Origin of the sequence: Brumimicrobium mesophilum (assembly GCF_003025005.1) — a bacterium.
GTDB lineage: Bacteria > Bacteroidota > Bacteroidia > Flavobacteriales_D > Crocinitomicaceae > Brumimicrobium > Brumimicrobium mesophilum.
This window is the reverse complement of the sequence record NZ_PVSS01000002.1, coordinates 71780-94460: the sequence shown is the minus strand read 5'-3', so window position 1 is coordinate 94460 and position 22681 is coordinate 71780. Positions and strand designations below refer to the sequence as shown.

Below are 22681 nucleotides of genomic sequence, written 5' to 3'. Positions count from 1 at the left end.
TATATTTACTTCATTACATGATATATCAATAATATTATACCTCAACATATTAAGCGCCTTTAGATGAAATTCCTTCCTTTATTTCTGGGTTTATTAATAATTATCTTATGCTGCACTAATGATAACGTTCAAACCTTAGAATCTGAATATTCTTCAGTTCAAGCAAAAGATTCTATTGTTTTAAACAAAGAGTTATTAAAGAATAAAATCCGAGTATGGGGAGATAGCACGGTACTGTTGATTTTTAAAAAAGGTGGTTTGGGATTTATTAAATTTAAAAATGATTCGCTTTACGATGATGGATTTTCTTCTGATAGTTTGCTAAAAACTTACCATCTTTCTGACAGTGCTGGAACATTGGTAATAAAATTTATTGAACCACGCAGTGCAATAACCGGTGTTCCAAATATTTTTGCTCTCCACATATACAAATATGAATTCGGAAGTTTTTATGGTTCAGTTGAAAATATTTCTCCAAATTTAAGTAATGAAAAGAAATTCACTGACACCATGCAAATGATGTCTTGGGAACGATGGAGGAAAGAAGAGAAGCTAATAAAGTAACCTAAATGAGAAAATACATATTTATCCTTTTATTTCTACTTCTTGGACTTGCATTATTAGCTTTCAATAGAAAATATCTTTATATTTTCGACAGTGATGCTTTAATAATGGATATTCAGCTTATCGGATTGGGAGTTATTTTGATTTTAACCTTGTTATCCTTGATTCCAAAACTGCGGAAACCTAAATTTATAAAGTCCATATTGGTTATTTCTATTCTACTAATTTCATCCGAAATGATTTTGGCTTACAATTCATTAGAAGTTTACAATAGAACTGTTTTTACTAATAATTATCATGGCAAGAGTTGTGATGAATTGTTAGAACGATTCGAATTTGATAAAACTCAAAATAAATTCGTCTATTTTTCTACTGGAATAGGTGTGGACTCAGAAGGCATAAAACTTGAATTTAAAGAGAAATACAATGTTGAAGTTGTTTGCAAAATTGAATTTAATTACTAAGTTTAAACATTATAATTTAGTTATGAGCAAATAACGAAATAGAAACTTGGTAAAGTAGAGCCAACTTTAGGCTTAAGTTAATGAGTAAGAAGTATGCGACTAACGAGGAGAAGATGGCAATATTGCTAGTTTCTGTTACTCCTAAATTTATCAGAAGCGTGTTCATCTACTACATATGGACATCCTTGTTAATGTTGCATGGTTCAAAATTTAAATACTAAAAGGTAAATTCAATAAATGAGGCTATTTCTTCCTTCTGAAAGAGCCTCATTTTTGCACCTTTATTAAAGTTCCACATGAAATATATAATCACGACTGTTATTCTTTTTTCCCTCTCTCAATTTGTAGATTCACAAATCAAACGAATTTTGGTTTTGGATTCACTTACACTAGCACCTATTTCTCAAGTTTTAATTTTATCGCAAAAGGACACTTTACTTTCTAGTTCGAAAGGAGAGATTATCATCAAAAATTACTCCTCTGATTTAATTTCACTTTTTCATTTCAATTATTTCCCGAAATTCATACAATATGATTCGAAAATTGATACGGTTTTTATGCAAAGAAAACCACAAGAGATAGAAGAAATGATTATTAAACCTTATAGTTCTTATGAGCTATTTGATATAGGTTATTTCAATATTCGTAATAAAAGTAAAAGCAAAAGTGCTTTAATTAACTCTTCAATATTAACAGTATTTATACCCTATCATTCACAAAACACCTTTGTTGGTGAAATCTTGTTGGAATTAAAAAGAAAGCAACATGCTGAGAATTATGGAGTTTATTTATATGAACCTGACTCAATGGGATTGCCAAGTAAAATATTATATCACAGAAAGATATCTGTCGATAGTCTAAAGAAAGAAGGTGTAATCAAAGTTGGAGGTCAGAACATTAGAGTGCCTGAAAACGGTATTTTCATAGGATTAGAAAGTTTTAGTGCAATTGATGAATTGGATTCTATGAATAATGAAGGTATCAACTTCAATTCAACCGCTCGTATTGAGAAATCTAAATCATACATTTTCATCACCAAAAATGATAAAATCAAGCTTGATAAAATATGGCATCCATTTGAATCTGTATTTGGAAGTGATATTACTCCTTGTTTTGGCTTGCGTGTTTATCAAAAGAAATAATTAAATCTAATGTTTAGGATGGAAAATCTTATGCTCATTCAGATATTTTTGACTTAATCACGAAATCTAAATTTTGGTTCAATTAGAATGAAGAAAAGGACAACAATATCTATAAAATTCAAATAAAGGATAAAAACGAAATATTAGGTTTGATATCCTTAGAAATAATTGAAAGTGAATCTAGAATTTCAATAAACCTTTTAGCAGTATCAAAAGAAAATAGAGGTGAAAATAAAAAATGGTGGAAAATATGGTCATTATCAGCGATTAGGAAATGGTTTAAAAATGATTAATTTCATGACAACATTATAACTTTAAATCAAGCAACATGGAAAACAACAATAAAGAAGAAAATGAATTGAATATTGGTTATGTTTTGGAAGGCGAGCCAAAAACCAATAAAGAAATAGAAACTCTATTTAAGACTTTTGATTTAGGATCGAAGTTTCATTTGTTTGAATCCTTAATTAGACCTAAAATTGATGTTGAATTGGTTGAAAGTGATGAGGCTAAAATTCCAATTGGAAATTCCAAAATGGGAGGGAAGCCGGACCTAGCAACAGGCATAAACTGGCCAACTAATAATGCGAACAAATCGCTTTCATTTATAGGACAAATCAATTGCGATGAAATTCGTAATTATGATGCATCTAAATTACTTCCTGAAAAGGGACTGATTTCATTTTTTTATTGTGCTAATCAGGAAGCTTGGGGTTTTGACCCAGAAGATAAAGACCGATTTAAAGTAATTTTTACAACTTTAGATACAGATCTCGTGAGACACGATTTTCCAAGTGATTTGGAAGAACATTCTATTTTTCGAGCCAACGAAATAGAATTTGACAATAGTTTAAGTTTACCTGGTTGGGAACATTATAGTATTGATGGATTACTTTCTGACGATGAGTTGGATGAATATATGGAAATTAGTGGTGACATAGAACATCAAATTCTAGGTTATGCAGATTGTGTTCAAGGTGCAATGGAATTGGAGTGTCAATTGGTAACTAATGGATTGTTTTGTGGAGATTCAACCGGCTATAATGACCCAAAAAGAAAGGAACTTGAATCAGGGAAAGAAGATTGGATTTTACTTTTTCAAATTGATTCCGACGAAGATTCTACAGGAATGATGTGGGGAGATGATGGAAAACTTTATTTCTGGATCAGAAAACAAGATCTAATGGACAAAAACTTTGACAATTGTTGGTGTGTACTCCAATGCTATTAGGGTTGTTTAAAATTTATGACTTGCATTTTGGTGAATTACCTAAATAATTATTCTTAGATTTATCAATTAATCAGGCAACGTTAAGATTCGCTACTATATTTAATATTTATGAGAAAAATTCTAAATACCTTAATTTTCATCCTTTTGAGTTTAAATTATTATGCTCAAGATAAGATCATAGTTCAGTTAGAAAAAGCTTACGCAGAGGAGAAATATGAACAGATTATTTCTGAATTTTCCGAAAATGTAAGTGAATATCCCGCAAAAGCAATTTACTATGTTGGTTTGGCTTATTATATGAAGGCTGATGATAATAATGCACTTAAACTCATGAATTTATCGATTAAAAAGAATCGGACTGATCCAGATGCGCATTACTTTAAAGGGATGACTTTAAATTTTATGGGAGAATATGATCATGCAATTGAATCCTTCGAAGAGGCCATCAAGCTTGACGCGAGTAGAACCACTTATTTTGTTGGATTAGGAGATGCTTATTTTAGCCAAGACAAATTTGAAAAAGCACTTTCTGCGTATTTAACTGCTACTGAAAAAGGTGAATCCATAGATAGACCTTTCGCCATGATTCCTCAGATGTATGCTGAACTAAATCAACCTGAAAAAGCTTTAATTGCCTATTACATAGCGAAAGAAACTGTTTCAAAAGAATCTCCTTCTTATCTCAATGCAATTTATAATATTGGGGTTTATGAGTTCCTTAAAAAGGACTATGATAAATCAGAAATTGCATTTAAAGAATTGATTGAATTAGCACCAGGTGACTACAATTCTTATGTGAAATTAATTCAAATTTATTATGGAAGGAAGGAGTATAAAAAAGCGATACCACTTAAAGAAAAACTGTATAAAGGATATGAACAAGATAAATTACCAGGCAATCTTACAAATATGTTTTGTTTTGATCAATTTGATTGGAATGAAAAATTAATCTACGTGTACGAAAGGTTTGAAGAAAAAGAGGGAGAACTATATTACAAACACATTTTTTTCATTACAAATGAAAAGGGGGAAACAGAATTTACAATTCAAACAGAAAATTCACCTATGTCCGTTGAACTAGGTGGTCCAAAATATATGCTTGGAATGGATAAAGATGGAACACATTCAACGTTCTTATATGGTTTTGAGGAAGATTTCGATTATGAGGATTTGAAAAAGACTGTAATATTAGTTCTTGAGGAAAAAGTAAAAGCCGGAGCAAGTTCAAGAGTAGGAAAAAAATAGATTTAATAAATGAGAGTATTGCTTTAAAGAATGATTATTTCAAAGTGTTAAGAATTACAGAAATTAACCAAAATTTTATGGTTTAAAAGAATGAAGAATCTACCAGATGACATAAAATCTAAATTCTATGAAATATTGCTTAGGAAACAAGACCTAAAAGAGTTTGAAGAATGGGTTTATGCTTCAAAAGAGTTAGAAATACTTTTAGTAGAAGAAGCATATATCGATTTTATCTCATTGAATTATCATAAAAGTGGAGCATACCATGAACTAAAAAAGTTAATTGGAAACCAGATTGATATGGAGGATTTTCTCAACTGGAAATTGAAAACAAGTCTTGAAAATGTCAAATACAAAAATGGTGATTTTCATCAATCAATTCTCGATTTTTATGATCTCTATTGTAAGGGACTTGGTTTCATGTATACCTTAGGCATTGAATATGGTTTAACTCTTGATTGCCCTTATACCATTTATGGTGTCGAGAGCTTTGAGGAATTAACTATGTCACAGCGTGAAACGATTATCGGTCGCTTTTATCCAAATATCATCAGTGAAATTGATAAGGTACTGCGCTGGTTAAATAATGGAGAAATAGTTCTAAAAATAAGTGAAAGTGAATTTGGATATCTTGAATTTGATGATTTTAGACCTAAAGAGGAGATAACTGAAATTAATCAGAATAAGACCATTGAAAATAAGTCGCCAAATAATAAGTGGTGGAAAATATGGTGATTACCAGCTCCTAAATCCTACTTTGATAAGTATACAATTCATAATATCTACCTTCTTTGTCCAGCAATTCCCTATGTTTTCCTCTTTCAACGATATTTCCTTTTTCAATTACTAAAATTTGATCTGCTTGTTGAATTGTACTTAGTCTGTGGGCAATTACAAAGGTAGTTCTGTCCTTCATTAATTCATTTAAACTTTTTTGAATAAATGTTTCACTTTGTGTGTCTAAGTTAGAAGTTGCTTCATCTAAAATGATGATTTTAGGATTCGCCAATAACGCTCGGGCAATAGAAATTCGTTGTCTTTGCCCACCCGATAATTTCACACCTCTTTCTCCGATCACAGTGTCCAATCCGAGTTCAAATCTATCCGTGAATTCATTTACATAGGCACCAATTACAGCGTTTTGTAATTCTTCTTCCGTAGCATTTGGGCGTGGGAATAAGATATTCTCTCTAATCGTTCCTTCATAAAGGAAGTCATCTTGTAAAACAACTCCTAAATTTGCACGATAAGAAGACAAATTTACTGTAGCCAAATCAATTCCGTCAATTGTTACTTTTCCTTCTGAAGGATTCAAAAATGTAGCGACTAATCCAGCAATTGTAGACTTTCCAGATCCAGAAGAACCTACTAAAGCAGTGACAGTTCCAGCAGCAGCTTCAAAATTGATTGAATGCAAAACCTCTTTTTCTTCTTCGTAACTAAAACGAACATCTTTAAAAACGACATCACCAACTAAATTTTGCATAATATGTGTGCGTAATTCGTTGTCGTCTTCCTCTTTCATTTTCATGAGTTCTTGAGTTCTGTCTAGACCAGCCATTGCATCTGTAAGCTGAGAACCAATATTGCTCATTTGAACAATTGGTGCAATCATGAATCCAAGGAACAATGTAAACATGATGAAATCTCCCGCGGTCATATCTCCAAACATCATGTAATATCCACTTAAACCAATTATTCCAGCAGAAGCCAAACCAAGTAAAAAAGTAGAAGAACTTGTTATGAATGAAGTGGTGGTTAAGCTTTTCTTTACATTTTGAAATAAACGCTCAACACCATTTTCGAAAATTTCGCTTTCTTGCTCTTCGGCATTAAATCCTTTAATTACACGAACTCCATTTAAAGTTTCCGTTAATCGACCAGTAACTTCCGCATTTATTTTTCCTCTTGCTCTAAAAATAGGCCTGATTTTCTTAAAAGATTTCAATGCTACGATTCCGAATATTGCAACAGGAACTATTGTAAATAATGTCATTACCCAATTCATATTCAAAAGAATAATTAATGACAAAATTGCTGTGAGTGAACCTCCAATTAATTGTACCAAGCCCGTTCCAACTAGATTTCTTACACCTTCTACGTCATTCATTACGCGTGAAACCAAAGCTCCAGATTTATTGTTATCGAAGAAACTAATCGGTAGTTTTAATAATTTTCGTTGAACCTCTGCTCTCAAAATAGAAATTAATCGTTGTGCTTCTACACTCAATATTAAAGTAAGCAAATAGGAGGTAACCGCTTGAACAAGTACTGCCGCGGATACAATTCCAACTAGAATCATTAAATTATCCATATTCTTACTTGGTATCACATCATCCAAGAAAAATTTCGTTGAATAGGGTAAAACTATACCGGCTCCACTTTTAACCAAGATTAAAAATAGTCCTAGGAAAATCAATTTCTTTCGTGGCCAAATATATTCTTTGAACGCCCATTTAAACGAAACGTTTTTATTTTTCTCCTTTTTTGCATCTTGACTTTCCATTCCTCTCATGTGGCAAAGATAGGATTTAGGTTAGTTTATTGACTATAGAAAAATGACTGATAATGGAATTAATGATTAGATTTATTTCTTACCATAAAACCATATCTATAAAATCCCTTCATTCATAGATTGGATCTCCTCAATCGTATATCGTTTTTTTTTTTTATCTACCCAATGATATATATTTAGGTCAAGAAAAGAATTTGAATCAAAATAAACGATTTTAATAATTAAGTTGAATCATTCATAATAGAAATTATGAGAACATTAATTAAAGCATTTGTACTGCCAACTTTGTTTTTGGTAGCATTTACAGCACAAGTTAACGCTCAGATTAATCACAAGTGAAAGGGAAAAGTTGTGAAAAGTCTCAGCCTATTAAAGTGGTTAAAAGTAATCGTGTGGTCTATAAAAAGCCAACTAAAAAGGTGGTTTCCGTTCGAACATTACCATCTAAAAAGGTAATAGTGCATAAAGGTAATAGTGCATAGAGGTAATAATTATTATTATTCAATCAATAAATACTATACTCAATCCAGAGGTCATTACATAAGAATTGCCCCGATAGTTGGATTTAGAATAGGCTTTTTACCAAACAATTATAGAAAAATCCAATACAATAACTATGTCTATTATAATGCAAATGGAGTTTTCTATAAACAAATTAATACCGAATATGAAGTTGTAAACCCTGAAATCGGGTCAGTGGTTTATGAGCTGCCTGATGATTACGAAAAGGTTGTGATTAATAATGTAATCTACTATGAGTACGCTAATATTTTATATGAAAAAATTCAAATAGATGGTACCAGAGCATATGAAGTTGTGGGGATAATTGATTCAGAATAGTAGAATAAATACTTAGTTTGATCGATTAAGCAAGTAACTAAATTTTAGTTGCTTGCTTTTTTGTTCAAAGTTGTTTTGTTATATATGTTATTCTTATTTACATCTAAAAGAATTTAGTTATATTTAAAACTTCTCATCTGCTACCATGAGAAGTGTATAATTAATCACGATTCAGATTGAAAATAATTTTCCTTTTTGATCAAACAAACAAAGATTTGAGAATAGAGATAGATAAAAATGAAATTATTGCCCTGAGTGACTTTGAATTAAGTTGGCGCTGGGAAAAAAGTCATAATTCTATTATTTCTGACTTTGAAAAAGACCAAATTATACCGGTAAGTGAAATGGAATCAAAAAGGTTAAATAAGGTGATAGATTTTTTTGAATTAGAGGATGATTTGAGTAAAAAATTTATTAATCATGATTGGATTAGAGCCACAAGTGATCATGAAGATAACATTGCATTATTTCGTAAAAAAATTACTTCAATCTTAGAACCATGGACAGAAAATGTTTTAATTACATGGAATAGAGGGACTACATTAAAAACAACAAAAGAATTATTCTTAAAATATTGGGATGACTTTTGTTATCCTAGTTCAGATGATGTCACAATCATTTCTGAGGAAACCAATTGGGTTATGTTTTATAACCATGTTGAGATGGCTAAAATTTGGACCCTCAAAAATCCAGGAATAACATAAATCCAATTACAAATATTGTCATACAACCGAATAACTATAGAAATGAAATCAATTGCCTCTCTTTTCTTACTTGTAATTACCCTGACAGCTTGTATTGATAGAATAGAAGAGGTTAAACCTGAAATAACCAAGCAGTCCAAAGGTAAAATATTATCAAAGGATTCAGTAATTACCAGTCTTTTGGTAAATGATGTCGTTCAAACTGAAGATACACTCAATAAAATTGATTCTAATGGACTAAAACAAGGAGTCTGGATTGAATACCTGCATCATAAATTGTGGAAATTAGAGAATTATGACAAAGGAGAATTAAATGGTAAGTGTTTGGAATATCAAGCGAATGGAAACGTTTTCGAAACTTTTTATGAGAAAGGAGTTAAAAATGGTTACTCGTTTCATTACGAGCCAAAAAGCACAGTTTCAAAATTTGTTACCTATTGGGAAAATGACGAAAAAAATTGGTCCACATTTCCAAATATGATTGAACGAGATTTGGTTCCTATTAAAGGCTTTATTTATATCGGGGAAGATACAATAAATGTAATAGTGCCTTATGTTTCAGGTAAAACACTTTCCAAAGGTTCAATTATAAAGGATGGAATACCAATAGGTGAGCATTTTGTTTATTATGAAAATCAGGAAATCAGGGCAATTATCAATTACGATACAGATTCCTTGAAAATATTTGATATTCATGGGAATTTGAAAGAATATAGAGCGTTATCAGATTTAGAATTACAGGTGAGACCAAATTTTGAGAGCATAGGAATGTTCTAAATTTTATTTCTAAATCATTCATTTATTCACTTTTAGTTATGCTTTTTGGTGAATATAATCACTTATAGTAATAACTTTTGGTGAATACAATCACTTATAGTTATAACTTTTGGTGAATAGAAAGATAAATTGAAGTAATTTTCGAGATTTCACCACGATTTCTTAATCCTGATATCATTAATTATCTCAATTCACAAAAAAATCTATTTTAGAAACCTGAAATTCCAAAAGTTTGTATTTTCGAATGTTCAATTTTCTATCAAAGATAAAACCTGTTTGCTTTGAAGTAAATTAAGATTAAAACATCAATTAATGGAAATCAGAAAAGTTGGAATAGTAGGTGTAGGACCAAGAGGAGGTTATGCATTAGAGAGATTAATTCTTGAATTAGCAAAACAAAGATCGCTAACGAATATTCACATTTCACTGTTTGAAGCGACAGGTTATTTCGGGAATGGACATGTTTATAACCTAAACCAAAATCCAGCGAATTGGATCAATATTACAGAGCGGGTTTTGGATATAAAAGGTCGAAAATCAATAGAAATTGATAATCTCAAAATCCCATCTTTCCCTTCCTATCATGAATGGCTTCAAAAGGATGAGGCTTCTTTTATGAAGGAAATCAAGGATTCTTACCCTCCAAGAATAAAGATGGGTGAGTTTTTAACTCAACGTTTTCAATCTTTAGTTCAACCTTTAATTCTAAAAGGAATTGTTTCATTGCATGTTGAGGAAGTCCTTGATGTTAAATTATTAAATAGCAATAAAATACAAATTGTTTCAAATAAAGAAGTTTATGATGATTTCGAAGAAGTTTTGTTAACCATTGGTCACCAAAAAACTAAATTATCTGATCAAATAAAAGAATGGGACAATTATGCAAAAAACTTAGCGGGTGTCAACTTATATAAATATCCTTATCCTTTATCAGATTTTCTAACGCATAAAAGCTTTAACAAGGATGTTAAAATTGGAATTCGAGGTTTTGGATTGGCTTTTGTTGATGTTATGCGCGCTATTGCTAAAGAGTTTGGCGAATTTATTGTCGAAAATGAGAAAACTCAGTTGATAACTTACAAAACAAAACATTCAATTGAAGGAATGCTAGTGCCATTTTCTTTGGATGGATTACCGCTTGTTCCTAAACCAATAAATGGACAAGTGGATAAAATTTTTCAACCTACATCATCTGACCTCGAAGAATTTGAAAATAGAATAGGTGATAAGCAAATCCAAAAAGCAGCTGAAAGCCCACGTTTTTTATTAACAGCTTTTGCTGATACTGCTTCGAAAATATATTTTGAATTGTCTAATTCAAATAAGCCACAAGAAATTTCGAAAACTGAGGTTGAAAAACTAATTGTGAATTGGTTAAGGGATCAATCTTTTGAACATGCCACGATTACTTCTAAAATTCAATCCGCAGAAAAAAGTATGCGTGATTTCGTTGGAATGGCAACAGGAGAGGAGGAAATCAGTTTGGATTTTTGTATTGGCCAAGTTTGGCGTCACTTTCAGCCTTCGATTTACAAGAAATTATCGTATAATGAATGTTCGGATGATGTGTTCGAAGAAATTATTGCTTTGGATGAATCTACAAAAAGGTATTCTTACGGTCCTCCAGTCGAAAGTATTCAGCAAATTATAGCATTAGTTGAAGCCAAAGTTTTGAACTTAAATCTGGTTACTGATCCAAATATCGAGTTGACTCAAAATGGATGGGAGTTAAGTAACTCCAAGAAATCTAGTATTGTTACAATGATGATTGATTGTGTCTTGGATGCTCCCAGAATAAAATCTGTAAAAACTTCAGTAGTGAATAATTTGCTATCTGATGGAATTATCAAAGCTGTGCATGATAAATTGGGTGTCGCAACAGATGAAAACGGATATTTAATTCCAGAAAATAAGGACAGAAGTATTCCAATTGCATTGTTGGGAAGATTAGCAAAAGGAACTGTAATAGGAGTGGATGCTATTTTGGAATGTCTTGGGGATCGCCCACGTAAATGGGCGGAAAAAGCTGCAGGAAATCATGTGAAGTGGGTTGAAAACAATGAAAAGTTTGAGAAATAAATTCATTATGTGCTCATAAGAAATAACAAACTATATTCATTAATAATTGTAATCAATTAGACCTTTATCAAAATTACTTGTTAAGAAAATAAAAACACCATTATGAAATCCGTTTCTAATTTATATCTTATCTGTAAAAAAGATTATGAGCGAGAAAAATTTAAATTCAAACGAATCAAGACAGAAACTGAAGGAGATAGTTGAAACCATTAATTTTGCAATGTTTACCTCTAATTTAAGTAAACCTCCTTTTCACACCATTCCAATGACAACCAAAAAGGTGGATATTAATGGGAATTTATGGTTTTTGAGCAGCCGAACAAGTCAACACAATATCAATATTCAAATAGATGAAAATGTATTGTTGAACTATGCGAACAGTAAAGATTTTGAGTTTTTAACTGTTTATGGAAAAGCATCTATCGTAAATGACATGGCAATTCTTGAGGATTTATATGGAAAAGCTGATGATGCCTGGTTTGAAGGTGTTGAGGATCCAAATCTAACTGCAATCTGCGTTAAACCAGAAGATGCACATTATTGGGAAGCAAAAAGCGGAAAGCTAGTATCATTAGTGAAAATGGGGGTGAGTGCGATCACTGGAAAACAACCGGATATGGGGAATGAAGGTGATTTAGCGCTGTAAGTTATTCATTCATTAAAAGTTAATTTATTGAGCTAGAATAGTTGAATTAGGCTTTATTTCAATTATTCTAGCTTTCTACTATTATGAAAAATAGAGCAATGATATTCCAATTTGAAAAACTTCAAACTCAAAACGCCATGATCGAAACTCAATACTCTTCCTTATCATCTCCAAAAAACTGACCATTGAAATTGACCAAATATAACTTGTCTGTTGCTCTTGTTAACGCAGTGTACAACCATCTAAAATAAGATTTATCCAGCATTTCCTCAGTTAAAAATCCTTGGTCTACAAAAACACATGCCCATTGACCACCTTGAGATTTATGACAAGTTACGGCATATGCATACTTGACTTGAAGTGCATTAAAATATTGGTCGGCCATTATCATTTCGTAGCGCTTTTTCTTGTTTCTTTCGTGCGAATAATCCCTTTCAACGGCATAAAACAATTCTTTCATCCTATTTCTTGGAAGATTAGGACCTTCTTCATCCAAGACTTCAAGCATAATTTTTACTTCAAAAGTATCAGCTTCGGGATAATCAATTAATTCAACAACCGCATCTACAAAGTCAAAACCATAAAGCGTTTCTCGATTACGTATCCTCACTACTCTGATTGTTTCTCCGTTTGCAATAAAACCAAGTTTTGAATTATCTCCCAACCAGAAATAATTGTTCCTTACTACCATTAATAAGTCATTTGCAACAACTTTTTCTTCATACCAAAAAATGCGAGATCTAATTTGTTGATTGAATAAATTGGCTCTTTTGTTACTTCTCGTAATCACTAAAGTATTATTCACTCCATAATTTGAAATTGAGGAATCCAATAAATCCTCAAGATCGCCACCTTCTAAACGAATGAGGTCATTTTTACCACTTAGATCAAATGAAGGATAAGAGTTTTCTGGTGCAGAGCGGAGAGCTGTAGCATTTTTAAGAATGTCTGAACCTTCAGCTTGCCGTAATACTTCCGAAAGTTGGTATCCCGAAATATCCAATTGAGGATAATGATTGGACATGTATTCAAAATTTAGTGCAGGACTAAAATCTGAACCTACAGGAGGAAGCTGCCCTTCATCTCCAATTAAAACTAGTTTACAATTCTTTCCATTGTAAACAAAATTTACAAGGTCTTGTAATAAATTCTGAGAACTGATTGCGCCATCATTACTTTGTGTGTAGTCACCAATCATTGAAGCTTCATCCACCAAAAACAAAGTGTTGGTGTGTAAATTTGGTGCTACTGCAAGCACAATTCCGCCGCCTGGAACTTTTTCTCGTCTGTATATCTTCTTGTGAATAGTAAATGCCAACTTATTTGAACGTTGCGCAAAGACTTTTGCAGCACGACCAGTAGGGGCTAGGAGTACTGATTTTCGTTTCAATTCGTCTAAAGCTTTTACAAAAGCACTTAATAAGGTAGTTTTCCCCGTTCCAGCATATCCTTTTAGAATATAAAGTGACTGATTATTTGGTTGAACATAAAAATCACAAAGTTGCGTTAGTAATTCATCTTGACTTGATGAAATTTCAAATTCAAAATGATTTAAAGTAGATTTATATAGTTCCTTATATATAGCCATGTGGCTAATTTAATGGTATTTTTAAGTTTATGGTAAAGTAGGAGAATCAAGTCTTTCATTTCTTAATGCTTTTAAAGGAGACTTTAATCTGTCAAAGCTGAAAAATCAATATTTACTTCCTTGATTAAGGATAACAAAACTTTCTTCGAAATACTACTTCAACTTTGCCCTACAATATACAAAGGTGTGGAAGAAGATGTAGAGGCGAGAAGCTTATTCCCATATTATTCCTTATCCTTTGTGTTTTTTATGATGCATTCATGAAATGATTTCAGTCCAAAACATTCATATTTGATAATTTATCATTCAATATTTTTATGAAAATCCTTCTAAATTTTCTATTAACGTCAATCTGTTGATTAAACTGTAGAAAAAATCTATGTTTTAATCCCACGTCATTTCAAAATTATTGTAGATTTGTAGAGATACTAAAATGAATTTAAATAAGATTGAAAAATGAATAATCAGTTTTCTGTATTTGTAAAGCGTTACTTAATAGCAGCAGTTATCGCCGTATTTGGTGTAGTAATGATTAGTGTTGGATTGAGTTCCAATCAAGATTCTCTATTTATGATGGCTGCCATCAACTTATTGATAGGTGGAATATTGGCAATGTTATTTAGTGCTGGAATTCTCGGCCGAAATATTGTTCTTGGAATAGGAGTATTGTGTATAGGTTTGTCTGTTTTCTTCATTTACAAATCAGTGAAGTCTGTAGAAAGAACTCAAAAACACCAATTAGATTATGCTTCTTCTGAAACTTTAATGCGTCATTCTTTAACTCAAATTAGAGATATTCAACGTGCTTATAAGGCGAAAAATGGGCATTACGCGGAAGATTTTGCGGAATTAAAAAATTTCTTTGAAAATGATAAAATCCAAAAAATTGAGTCTTTAGGTTCTGTTCCTTCTCGTAGGTTGACAATTGTTGAGCGTGATGCTTTGTATGATGACAAACGATCGTTGGATCAAAACATGACTGAAAGAGAAGCTGCATTATTGTCTGAAATGGGTAATCCTGCAAACGCTCAAGATTTAGCTGGTTTTAAACGTGATACAGTTCAAGTTTTCTATAAAGATGAATTTTTAAATTCAAGAACGAGAAAAAGAGACCGTGAGCAATTAGGATTAGGAGCTTTTAATATCGATGAGATAAAATATATTCCAATGACAGATCCAAGAGAGGAATGGACAATGGAAACACGTAAAAATGTACCTTATTTACAAAATGATACAATTTCTACTATCCATGTTTATGGAAAAGAAGCTGTTTCTAGATTTGAGGAAGGTCAAAGAAATGAAGTTGGATTTGGAAATATTAATACCAGTTCAGATAAGGGGACATGGGAATAGTAATAAAAAACTAAAGTGAGTAATACACAACTTGCCATACATATTTCAAGAACCTCAGTACATGTTGCTGAGGTTCTTCGTTCTAATCAAGAAATTATTCAAGAACATCACTTCGAATTGCTTGAAAGCTCACCTACTGCCTACAATATTAAATTAAAATCGATTTTTGAATCGTTAACCACGCTGAAAGAGGAATATCTTGAGTATACAGTTGCTTGGTCAACTTCCAAACAAACATTAGTTCCATTAAGCGTTTTCAATGAATCCTCTGCAAAATCTATTCATCAATTGATGTTTGGAGAGTCGGCAGATGAAAAAACTATAGATTTTAATCGGTTGATGGAATTAAATATGGTAAGCATTTTTGAAATTCCAGATTGGGTGAAATCTTTCTTTATTATTAAATTCCCTCAAGTCGTAATTAAACATGAACAAGCAATTACCTTGCGCGCCTTGTTTCAAATGGGAACTTTTAAAAGGAAAATTACAGTTAGTTTTAATGATGAGTACGTTAACATATTAATAATTCAGAAAAATGAATTGATTTTTTGTAATGTGTTTGAATACCAAACTGCGGAAGATGTACTTTACCATTTACTATTTGTTTTAGAACAGCAAGGAATTACTCATGAAGAGGGAGATTTGAATTTCTATTTTACTGATGATAAAACACAATTGGCTGCTAAGCAAACAATAGACCTCATCGATAAAATTAATCCATTTAAGAATATAAAAACGAGTACTATTGATTCAATACTTAAACTTCAGACACTGTGCGTATAATTAGTGGTATATTACAAAAACAACGATTCAATCCCCCAAAAGGATTTCCATCACGTCCAACAACTGATTTTGCGAAGGAAGGTTTGTTTAATATTTTGGACAATGAAATCACATTGCAAGACCTAAAAATATTAGATCTCTGTGCAGGAACAGGAAATATTTCATTTGAATTTGCATCTCGTGAAGCTGGAATGGTGACTTCTGTGGATAAAAATTTTAGATGTACCAAATTTATTAAAGACTTCATTAAAGAACATGGCATTGAGAAATCAATGAATGTGGTGAAAGCAGATGTTTTTAAATTTATTAAAAATAGTAATCAATCGTATGATTTGATATTTGCAGATCCTCCTTTTGAAGATAAATTACACGTTGATTTAATCAAGGCAGTAATGGAAGGAGAACTATTGGCAAAAGATGGTATGTTTATCTTAGAACATAGTAAGCATAACAAGTTTGAAGACCAAAAGGGATTTAAGCATTCCAGAAGATATGGACATGTGATGTTTAGTTTCTTCGAACACAGTGAATAATATTCTATTCAAATAATAATTTTTTATGAAAAAGACAGCAGTTTTTCCCGGTTCCTTTGATCCTTTCACAAAAGGTCATGAATGTATAATCGATAAAGCTTCAAAGCTTTTTGATGAAGTTATTATTGCTATAGGCCAAAATACTTCTAAGAATTATTTGTTTGATTTAGAGCAAAGATTAGAGCACATAAAATCAATTTTTTCAGAAAATGACAACGTAATAGTTGATGTCTATAGTGGTTTAACTGTAGAATATTGTAAGAAAATAAACGCTGATTTTATAGTTCGTGGATTGAGAGATTCTAAAGATTTCGGTTATGAAAGAAGTATTGCCCAAATGAATTTTGAGATTTCTGGCATAGAAAGTGTTTTCTTTATGACTGACCCTGAGTTTACGCCAATTAATTCAACTATCGTTAGAGAAATTCATAAAAGCGGAGGTAAAATCGATTTGTTTGTAACCAATGCTGGGAAACTCGTTAAGTAAGTATACCCAATATTAAAGGGATTAAATTTATTACTATGTTCAAAGTATTTGCATTTTTATTTTTCATAACATTGAGTTTATTTGTAGTTGCACAACCTGTTACAACACTTCAAGGTGTCGCAAATACTTATGTTGGGAAAGAGGTGAAAGTCTTTATCATAGAAGATTACTTGAGCCAAATACGTACTCAAATAGCAAGTTCTGTTGTTCAAGCTGATTCTAGTTTTGAATTAAGCTTCTATAATACTCAAACTCGAAAAATTAGAATAGAAGTTGATGAGAATTATTTTCATATTTATGCTCAACCAAAGGCCGATTACAACTTATTTGTAGGAGAGAATTCACCATATGTAGATCAAAATGCAAAAGCAGTAGAGGTAGAGTTTTATTTCTTAGACCTGGATTCAACGGATATTAATTATAAAATTTTAATGTTTGAAGACCTTCAGTTCAATTTTCTTGAGGCCAATTACAACCCTAGAGCTGTAAAATCTACAAATTTCGTGGGTAAACTAGACACTTTTAAGGTAAGAGTGACCGAAAAATATAAAGGAGATACAAGTAATTTTTTCAAAACCTATGTGAAATTTTCTATTGCTTCCTTAGATGATTTAGCCTTTGTGGGTCAAAGAAATGAATATGAAAAATTTGACTTTTACATTAAACCAGAAACCGTTTGGTATCAGAATGATAGGTACATGTCTTATATATTGCATTATTTTAAAATGTATGAAAGACAACTCCCGAATAAGGTAAACGAAAAATTCTATGAAGCAGTAATTCAAAGTAGCCCAAGTTTAGCAATAAATGCTTTAGGAGGAGATTATTCCCTGAAAAATATAAGGTTACGAGAACTAATAATGTTAAAAATGCTTTCAGAAGTGTTTTATACAGACGATTATCCGAAGACAAATATTCTTACAATGTTGGATAGTGTCTCCAATCATGCGTTATTTCATGAAAATAAAATTGTTTCTTCAAATTTGAAATACCGTTTACTTGACTTAGTTCCTGGAACTAAAATGCCTGATTTCAGTTTAAAGATAAACGGTGAAAAGAAATATCAGAGTGATTACAGTGGGAAACATGTCTACATTCAATTTGTCAACAAGGACATGAAAAATTCAATTGAGGATATGCCTTTACTCTATAAGTTACAGCAGAAATACTCAAAAAATACGCAGTTTTTAACGGTTTTAGTAGTTGAAAAAAATGATGACTTATTAGAAGATCCAACTCCTTTCGTAAAACAGCACAATATCGCTTGGGATTTTTCTGTGATTTCGAAAGACAATGACATTTTGAAAAAACTGAATGTATCAACTTATCCACATTACTTGCTTATGGATGCTCAAGGAGTTGTAGTTGCTGCTCCAGCGCTAACTCCAAGACCAAATAACGAATACGAAACGATAGAGTTGGTTTTAATCCAAATTAATAGAAGGATTAATGCCATGGAAGGTGAGGTTGAAAAAGATTGGAGGTAATCTTTCTTGAAAGTTTTTAATTGTCTTGATATTCCTTTTCCACTAACATCACTGCTCGATACAAATTGGCTATTCCTCCAGCTACAGATAATTCTTTAAAATCAATAAATTCTTTTTTACTTAGATTGGGAAGATTTACTTTTTTTGTTTTGGGAATATAGGCTGATTTCATAATGATTTCTTTCAATTCTTGAGCTGATAGATGTGGGTAATACGATTTTAAGACTGCCGCCATTCCTGCTACAACAGGTGCCGCGGTGCTCGTTCCACTTCCTTTCCCATATCCATTGCTGAGCACGCAATTGTCTATGTTGTAACCGGGTGCGAAAATATCAACCGTCTTTTTGCCATAATTAGAAAAGAAGGCAGCTAAGTCTTCATCATCATTTTCTCGAGATGCCCCGACTGTGATGAAATTCTTTGCTTTTGACCCTCTTTCATTGAGGCCAGTAGGGTAATACGGTGTTTCATCATTGTTATTTCCATTGTTTCCAGCGGCCAAAACAATCAAAACACCAGCTTTTTCAGCTTCATCAACTGCCTTTTCAACGAATTCAGGATGCATTGAATATTTCTTAGCAAAACTACAACTGATGATGTCAGCACCATTTTTAACAGCATAGCGAAAAGCTAAAGCGATGTCTTTGTCTCTTTCATCTCCATTGGGCACTATGCGAATAATCATTAATTTAACGTGCTTAGCAACGCCATCTATTCCGAAATCATTGTTGAGCGCCCCAACAATACTAGCAACACCAGTTCCGTGATAAGGTCCTTTAACATGTACCATATTATTTCCATAAATCGAATCAGTTAGATCATCTGGATTATCTCCTACAATATTTTCTCTGTTTTTGAAATTTGGATTTAATCGTGTTTCTAATTCTTTATTTAAATCTTCAATTTTCTTTTCAATCGATTTTCTATCCAGATTACTGTCATAAACTTGAATTAGAAATTCCTTAAAATCTAAAACATCTTGGTCCTTAGTTTTAATTTTTCGCACCTCATTTTCCGTGTAATCAGATTTATTAAAATACTTCGTCATGACTTCTTCTGAAAGGGAAAGTATCATTAAAACTTTATTGTAATAAGCAATATCCACTTTTTTAGATTCTACTTCTGCTTCATATACTTCCTTTACGGTTTGAAACTTCCTGAAATCATCCATTTTTTCTGAATCAATTTCTTCCTCTGATTTCCCTTCAAATTCTTTAGATAATAAGGCATACATTCTTGTCAAACCAGTTGTTTCCATTTTAAGGTTTTCACCATTCTGATTTCCTATAAAATTCCAGCCATGAATATCGTCGATGTATCCATTTTGGTCATCATCAATGCCATTTCCAGGAATTTCATATGGATTTACCCAAAATGTTCCTTGTAAATCTTCATGTGTCAACTCAACACCATTGTCAATAATAGCCACAATTACTGTGTCTGCTTTTTTGGATGCTAGAAATTCATTGGCTTTTTGAGTACTAATTCCCAACACATCATCATCGATAGGGTCGAGGTGGTGCCAGCTTTTTTCTTGTGCGTTAATAAAACAAGGAAGCACTAAAATGAAGAATAGAATGTATTTCATGATTTAAATAAAATTTAACGCTAAAGTTATTAAAATGATAGTAAAATGGATGTATTTTTTGCTTAAGGTATTCTTGCAACAGTGATCTTTCGCATTAGGGATTACTCGTTATTTCTAAAATACAAATTTTGTACTCGTGAATGCTTCGCAGTTGTAGCGGAATCCTTTTTTTTAAAATGATATAGCAATCCCGACAGCTTAAGGGGAGCCCGACCCGGCGTTGAAATTCAAGTTACTTATTTTAAGAATTTATCATTTTTGAATTGAGGTTGAACCGGGTTACCTTGAAAAGAAAAGCCGTGGTAATTCCCCAAAAAAGGCTCATCTATTTTAAGAAGAACACTTTTTCTTCTTCTAGCGGCATCGCACAAAAACCTGGTCGAATACTGTGTCTTCTTTTCGCAATCTGGTCATAAATTAAGTCTCTAATAGCGCGAGGTACTATCATTCCTAAATAAAATACAACTGGATAAGCACTTTTTAAGTTTTTAGCTATGCGAATTGCTGCAGTAGATTTTTTATATAGTTTTCCGTGTTCAAATAAATACAAAGTATTCATTTTGATTTCCTCATTAAATTTCGACATTATTTTCTGTGAGATATCAGCTTGTAAAGGAATGAAATAGAAATCTTTCTTACGATTTTTGAGGATAAGCTGAACGGAGGTGTTACAAAATCCACAATCGCCATCATAGAAAACAATTCGTTCTAATTTTAAAATCTCATCAAAATTCATAGATCATTTCTGTTTGAAAACAAATTTAATGGATTATCTTAGAAGACTTGAAGAAATTTTAAGAACAAAAAAGTTAAATATGAAAATAGGAGTTTTATTATCGGGATGTGGTGTTTATGATGGAGCAGAAATTCACGAATCAGTGTTTGCTTTATTGGCTATTGCTGAGGCAGGTCATGAAGCAGTTTGTATAAGTGTAGATAAAGATCAACATCATGTGGTAAACCATTTGAACGGTGAAGAACAAAATGAAAAACGCAATATGATGGTGGAAGCTGCTAGAATTGCGAGAGGAGAAGTAACTGAAATTAATGATGTTTCTCCTGCAGATATCGATATGCTAATCATTCCTGGTGGTTTTGGAAGCGCAAAAAACTTCACTTCTTGGGCGTTTGATGGACCTGATGGATCTATTCTTCCCGAAGTAAAATTACTTTTGGTTAATATGGTAAACGTAGGAAAGCCGTTGATAGCCCTTTGTGTGAGTCCAGTTGTAGTAGCGAAAGCTTTTGAAGGTTCCGATGTAAAAACATTCATGACGATAGGTTCAGATAAAGCAGAATCTGATTATGATATTGGAGGATTTGTTGATGGTTTATCCAAAACTGGTGTAGCAACAACAATGAAACTGAATAACGAAATTAATGTAGACAGAGTAAATAAAATTGTTACAGCACCTTGTTATATGATGAAATCTGATTTGATTACTTTGAGAAATAACATTGCAAATGCGATTAATGCTGGGATTGAGTTGGTTTAGTTAATTACGAATTGATTGAATTCACCTCCTCTTTTTGTGAAATAGATTCGCAAGTAAAAAGTTGCATCAGGTTTATCGTGGCCTGTTAACGAAGCCCTAAATTCGTAATTATATATTAAATCTTTAACCTTGCCATTGGACTGATGTTTTGTTCGGCAAAAGTTCCATTTAAGTAATGGAATCGTCCGGTTATTGCAATCATGGCGGCGTTATCTGTACAGTATTCAAATTTTGGAATGTAGGTTTTCCATTTCATTTTTTTTCCTTCTTCGGATAATCGCTGTCTTATTCCAGAATTTGCTGAAACTCCTCCAGCTATTGCAACTTCATGGATGTCGAAGTGTCTTGTAGCTTTAATTAATTTATCGAAAAGAATATCAATAATTGTTTTTTGTAGACTTGCGCAAATATCGTTTAGATTATTTTCAACGAAATCTTTGTCTTTCTTGGTTTCACGTTGTAAGAATTGGAGCACATTCGTTTTAAGACCGCTAAAACTGTAATTAAAATCCGCCATTTCAGGTTTGGTGAATTTGAATTTTTCAGGATTTCCTAACTTAGCATATTTGTCAATTAATGGTCCTCCAGGGTAAGGTAGGCCTAGTAATTTCGCAGTTTTATCAAATGCTTCTCCGGCTGCATCGTCTTTTGTTGTACCTACAACTTCCATGTCTAAATAGTCTCTAACTAAAACGATTTGTGTATGCCCTCCTGAAACTGTCAAACAGATAAATGGAAAGGATGGTTTTTCTTTTAACTCATCATTTTCTAATTCATCAATGAAATGTGCTAAAACATGTCCGTGCATGTGATTAACTTCAATTATTGGAATGTCTAATCCTAATGCAAGTGATTTCGCAAATGAAGTACCAACAATTAAACTTCCTAATAATCCAGGACCTCGAGTAAATGCAATTGCATCAATATCTTTAAGCTCGATTTTTGCATTTTTTATTGCTGTATCAACTACTGGTAAAATATTTTGTTGATGAGCTCGTGACGCTAACTCAGGAACCACGCCACCATAGGCTTCATGAACCTTTTGACCAGCAATTTCATTACTTAGAATGGTCTCATTTTTGATGATTGCTGCAGAGGTATCATCACATGATGACTCAATACCTAGAATGATTATATCTTTTTTTGACAACTTTGAATA

General features: G+C 32.2%; 22 protein-coding genes. 17 read left to right on the top strand and 5 right to left on the bottom strand.

Features of this window, described 5'->3' with window-relative positions; all coding sequences use genetic code 11:
* Positions 1-63: 63 nt before the first annotated feature.
* The 6 genes from C6368_RS02105 (at position 64) to C6368_RS02080 (ending at position 5381) form a co-directional block, all read left to right on the top strand.
* On the top strand, positions 64-564 hold the full coding sequence (locus C6368_RS02105) for a hypothetical protein (protein WP_107037527.1): 501 nt from the start codon (positions 64-66) through the stop codon (positions 562-564).
* A gap of 5 nt (positions 565-569) precedes the next feature.
* Complete coding sequence (locus C6368_RS02100; protein ID WP_159038382.1) at positions 570-1028, top strand: hypothetical protein; 459 nt, start codon at positions 570-572, stop codon at positions 1026-1028.
* 296 nt (positions 1029-1324) lie between these two features.
* A complete protein-coding gene (locus C6368_RS02095) occupies positions 1325-2170 on the top strand; it encodes a hypothetical protein (protein ID WP_107037525.1) in 846 nt (281 codons plus the stop codon).
* A gap of 328 nt (positions 2171-2498) precedes the next feature.
* A complete protein-coding gene (locus tag C6368_RS02090; RefSeq protein ID WP_107037524.1) occupies positions 2499-3401 on the top strand; it encodes a YwqG family protein in 903 nt (300 codons plus the stop codon).
* 108 nt (positions 3402-3509) lie between these two features.
* Positions 3510-4646, top strand: a complete 1137-nt coding sequence (locus C6368_RS02085; protein WP_107037523.1) for a tetratricopeptide repeat protein — start codon at positions 3510-3512, stop codon at positions 4644-4646.
* 90 nt (positions 4647-4736) lie between these two features.
* Positions 4737-5381, top strand: coding sequence for a hypothetical protein (locus C6368_RS02080; protein ID WP_107037522.1), 645 nt, complete (start codon positions 4737-4739; stop codon positions 5379-5381).
* A 10-nt stretch (positions 5382-5391) separates the two neighbouring features.
* Here C6368_RS02080 and C6368_RS02075 read toward each other — a convergent pair whose 3' ends face one another.
* On the bottom strand, positions 5392-7161 hold the full coding sequence (locus C6368_RS02075) for an ABC transporter ATP-binding protein (protein WP_107037521.1): 1770 nt from the start codon (positions 7159-7161) through the stop codon (positions 5392-5394).
* A 474-nt stretch (positions 7162-7635) separates the two neighbouring features.
* Between C6368_RS02075 and C6368_RS17430 the strand changes: the two genes are divergently transcribed.
* The 5 genes from C6368_RS17430 to C6368_RS02050 all read left to right on the top strand — a co-directional run bounded on the left by C6368_RS17430 (position 7636) and on the right by C6368_RS02050 (position 12207).
* Entirely contained in the window at positions 7636-8001 is a 366-nt protein-coding gene (locus tag C6368_RS17430; RefSeq protein ID WP_234369067.1) for a DUF6515 family protein, read from the top strand.
* A 176-nt stretch (positions 8002-8177) separates the two neighbouring features.
* Entirely contained in the window at positions 8178-8705 is a 528-nt protein-coding gene (locus C6368_RS02065) for a hypothetical protein (RefSeq protein WP_107037520.1), read from the top strand.
* A gap of 42 nt (positions 8706-8747) precedes the next feature.
* Entirely contained in the window at positions 8748-9482 is a 735-nt protein-coding gene (locus C6368_RS02060) for a toxin-antitoxin system YwqK family antitoxin (protein ID WP_107037519.1), read from the top strand.
* Between the two features lie 312 nt (positions 9483-9794).
* Positions 9795-11561: an FAD/NAD(P)-binding protein gene (locus C6368_RS02055; protein ID WP_107037518.1), complete on the top strand. Its 1767-nt coding sequence runs from the start codon at positions 9795-9797 to the stop codon at positions 11559-11561.
* A gap of 145 nt (positions 11562-11706) precedes the next feature.
* Entirely contained in the window at positions 11707-12207 is a 501-nt protein-coding gene (locus C6368_RS02050; RefSeq protein WP_107037517.1) for a pyridoxamine 5'-phosphate oxidase family protein, read from the top strand.
* Positions 12208-12355: 148 nt separating this feature from the next.
* On the opposite strand, the gene C6368_RS02045 is transcribed toward C6368_RS02050, so the two are convergent.
* Positions 12356-13795: an ATP-dependent DNA helicase gene (locus C6368_RS02045; RefSeq protein WP_107037516.1), complete on the bottom strand. Its 1440-nt coding sequence runs from the start codon at positions 13793-13795 to the stop codon at positions 12356-12358.
* Between the two features lie 456 nt (positions 13796-14251).
* On the opposite strand from C6368_RS02045, the gene C6368_RS02040 reads away from it, so the two are divergent.
* Genes C6368_RS02040 through C6368_RS02020 form a run of 5 tightly spaced genes read left to right on the top strand, consistent with a single transcriptional unit; the run spans position 14252 to position 18438 of the window.
* A complete protein-coding gene (locus C6368_RS02040) occupies positions 14252-15148 on the top strand; it encodes a DMT family transporter (RefSeq protein ID WP_107037515.1) in 897 nt (298 codons plus the stop codon).
* A 15-nt stretch (positions 15149-15163) separates the two neighbouring features.
* A complete protein-coding gene (locus C6368_RS02035) occupies positions 15164-15931 on the top strand; it encodes a DUF3822 family protein (protein ID WP_107037514.1) in 768 nt (255 codons plus the stop codon).
* Positions 15922-16464: an RsmD family RNA methyltransferase gene (locus tag C6368_RS02030; protein ID WP_107037513.1), complete on the top strand. Its 543-nt coding sequence runs from the start codon at positions 15922-15924 to the stop codon at positions 16462-16464. The genes C6368_RS02035 and C6368_RS02030 overlap by 10 nt, the downstream gene beginning before the upstream one ends.
* Positions 16465-16489: 25 nt before the next feature.
* The gene (gene coaD / locus C6368_RS02025) at positions 16490-16951 is read left to right on the top strand and encodes a pantetheine-phosphate adenylyltransferase (RefSeq protein ID WP_107037512.1); all 462 of its coding nucleotides are present in this window, start codon (positions 16490-16492) and stop codon (positions 16949-16951) included.
* Positions 16952-16986: 35 nt separating this feature from the next.
* Positions 16987-18438 (top strand): TlpA family protein disulfide reductase, encoded by a 1452-nt coding sequence (locus C6368_RS02020; protein ID WP_107037511.1) that lies wholly within the window; start codon positions 16987-16989, stop codon positions 18436-18438.
* A 16-nt stretch (positions 18439-18454) separates the two neighbouring features.
* Here the strand turns inward: C6368_RS02020 and C6368_RS02015 are convergent, their stop codons facing one another.
* Together C6368_RS02015 and C6368_RS02010 are read right to left on the bottom strand one after the other, a co-directional pair.
* The gene (locus C6368_RS02015; RefSeq protein ID WP_107037510.1) at positions 18455-20026 is read right to left on the bottom strand and encodes a S8 family serine peptidase; all 1572 of its coding nucleotides are present in this window, start codon (positions 20024-20026) and stop codon (positions 18455-18457) included.
* 325 nt (positions 20027-20351) lie between these two features.
* The gene (locus C6368_RS02010; RefSeq protein WP_107037509.1) at positions 20352-20762 is read right to left on the bottom strand and encodes a thiol-disulfide oxidoreductase DCC family protein; all 411 of its coding nucleotides are present in this window, start codon (positions 20760-20762) and stop codon (positions 20352-20354) included.
* 79 nt (positions 20763-20841) lie between these two features.
* Between C6368_RS02010 and elbB the strand changes: the two genes are divergently transcribed.
* Positions 20842-21522 carry an isoprenoid biosynthesis glyoxalase ElbB gene (gene elbB / locus C6368_RS02005; protein ID WP_107037746.1) on the top strand — a complete coding sequence of 227 codons (681 nt, stop codon included), beginning with the start codon at positions 20842-20844 and terminating at the stop codon, positions 21520-21522.
* Between the two features lie 115 nt (positions 21523-21637).
* On the opposite strand, the gene tsaD is transcribed toward elbB, so the two are convergent.
* Positions 21638-22672 carry a tRNA (adenosine(37)-N6)-threonylcarbamoyltransferase complex transferase subunit TsaD gene (tsaD, locus tag C6368_RS02000; RefSeq protein WP_107037508.1) on the bottom strand — a complete coding sequence of 345 codons (1035 nt, stop codon included), beginning with the start codon at positions 22670-22672 and terminating at the stop codon, positions 21638-21640.
* Positions 22673-22681 lie beyond the last annotated feature (9 nt).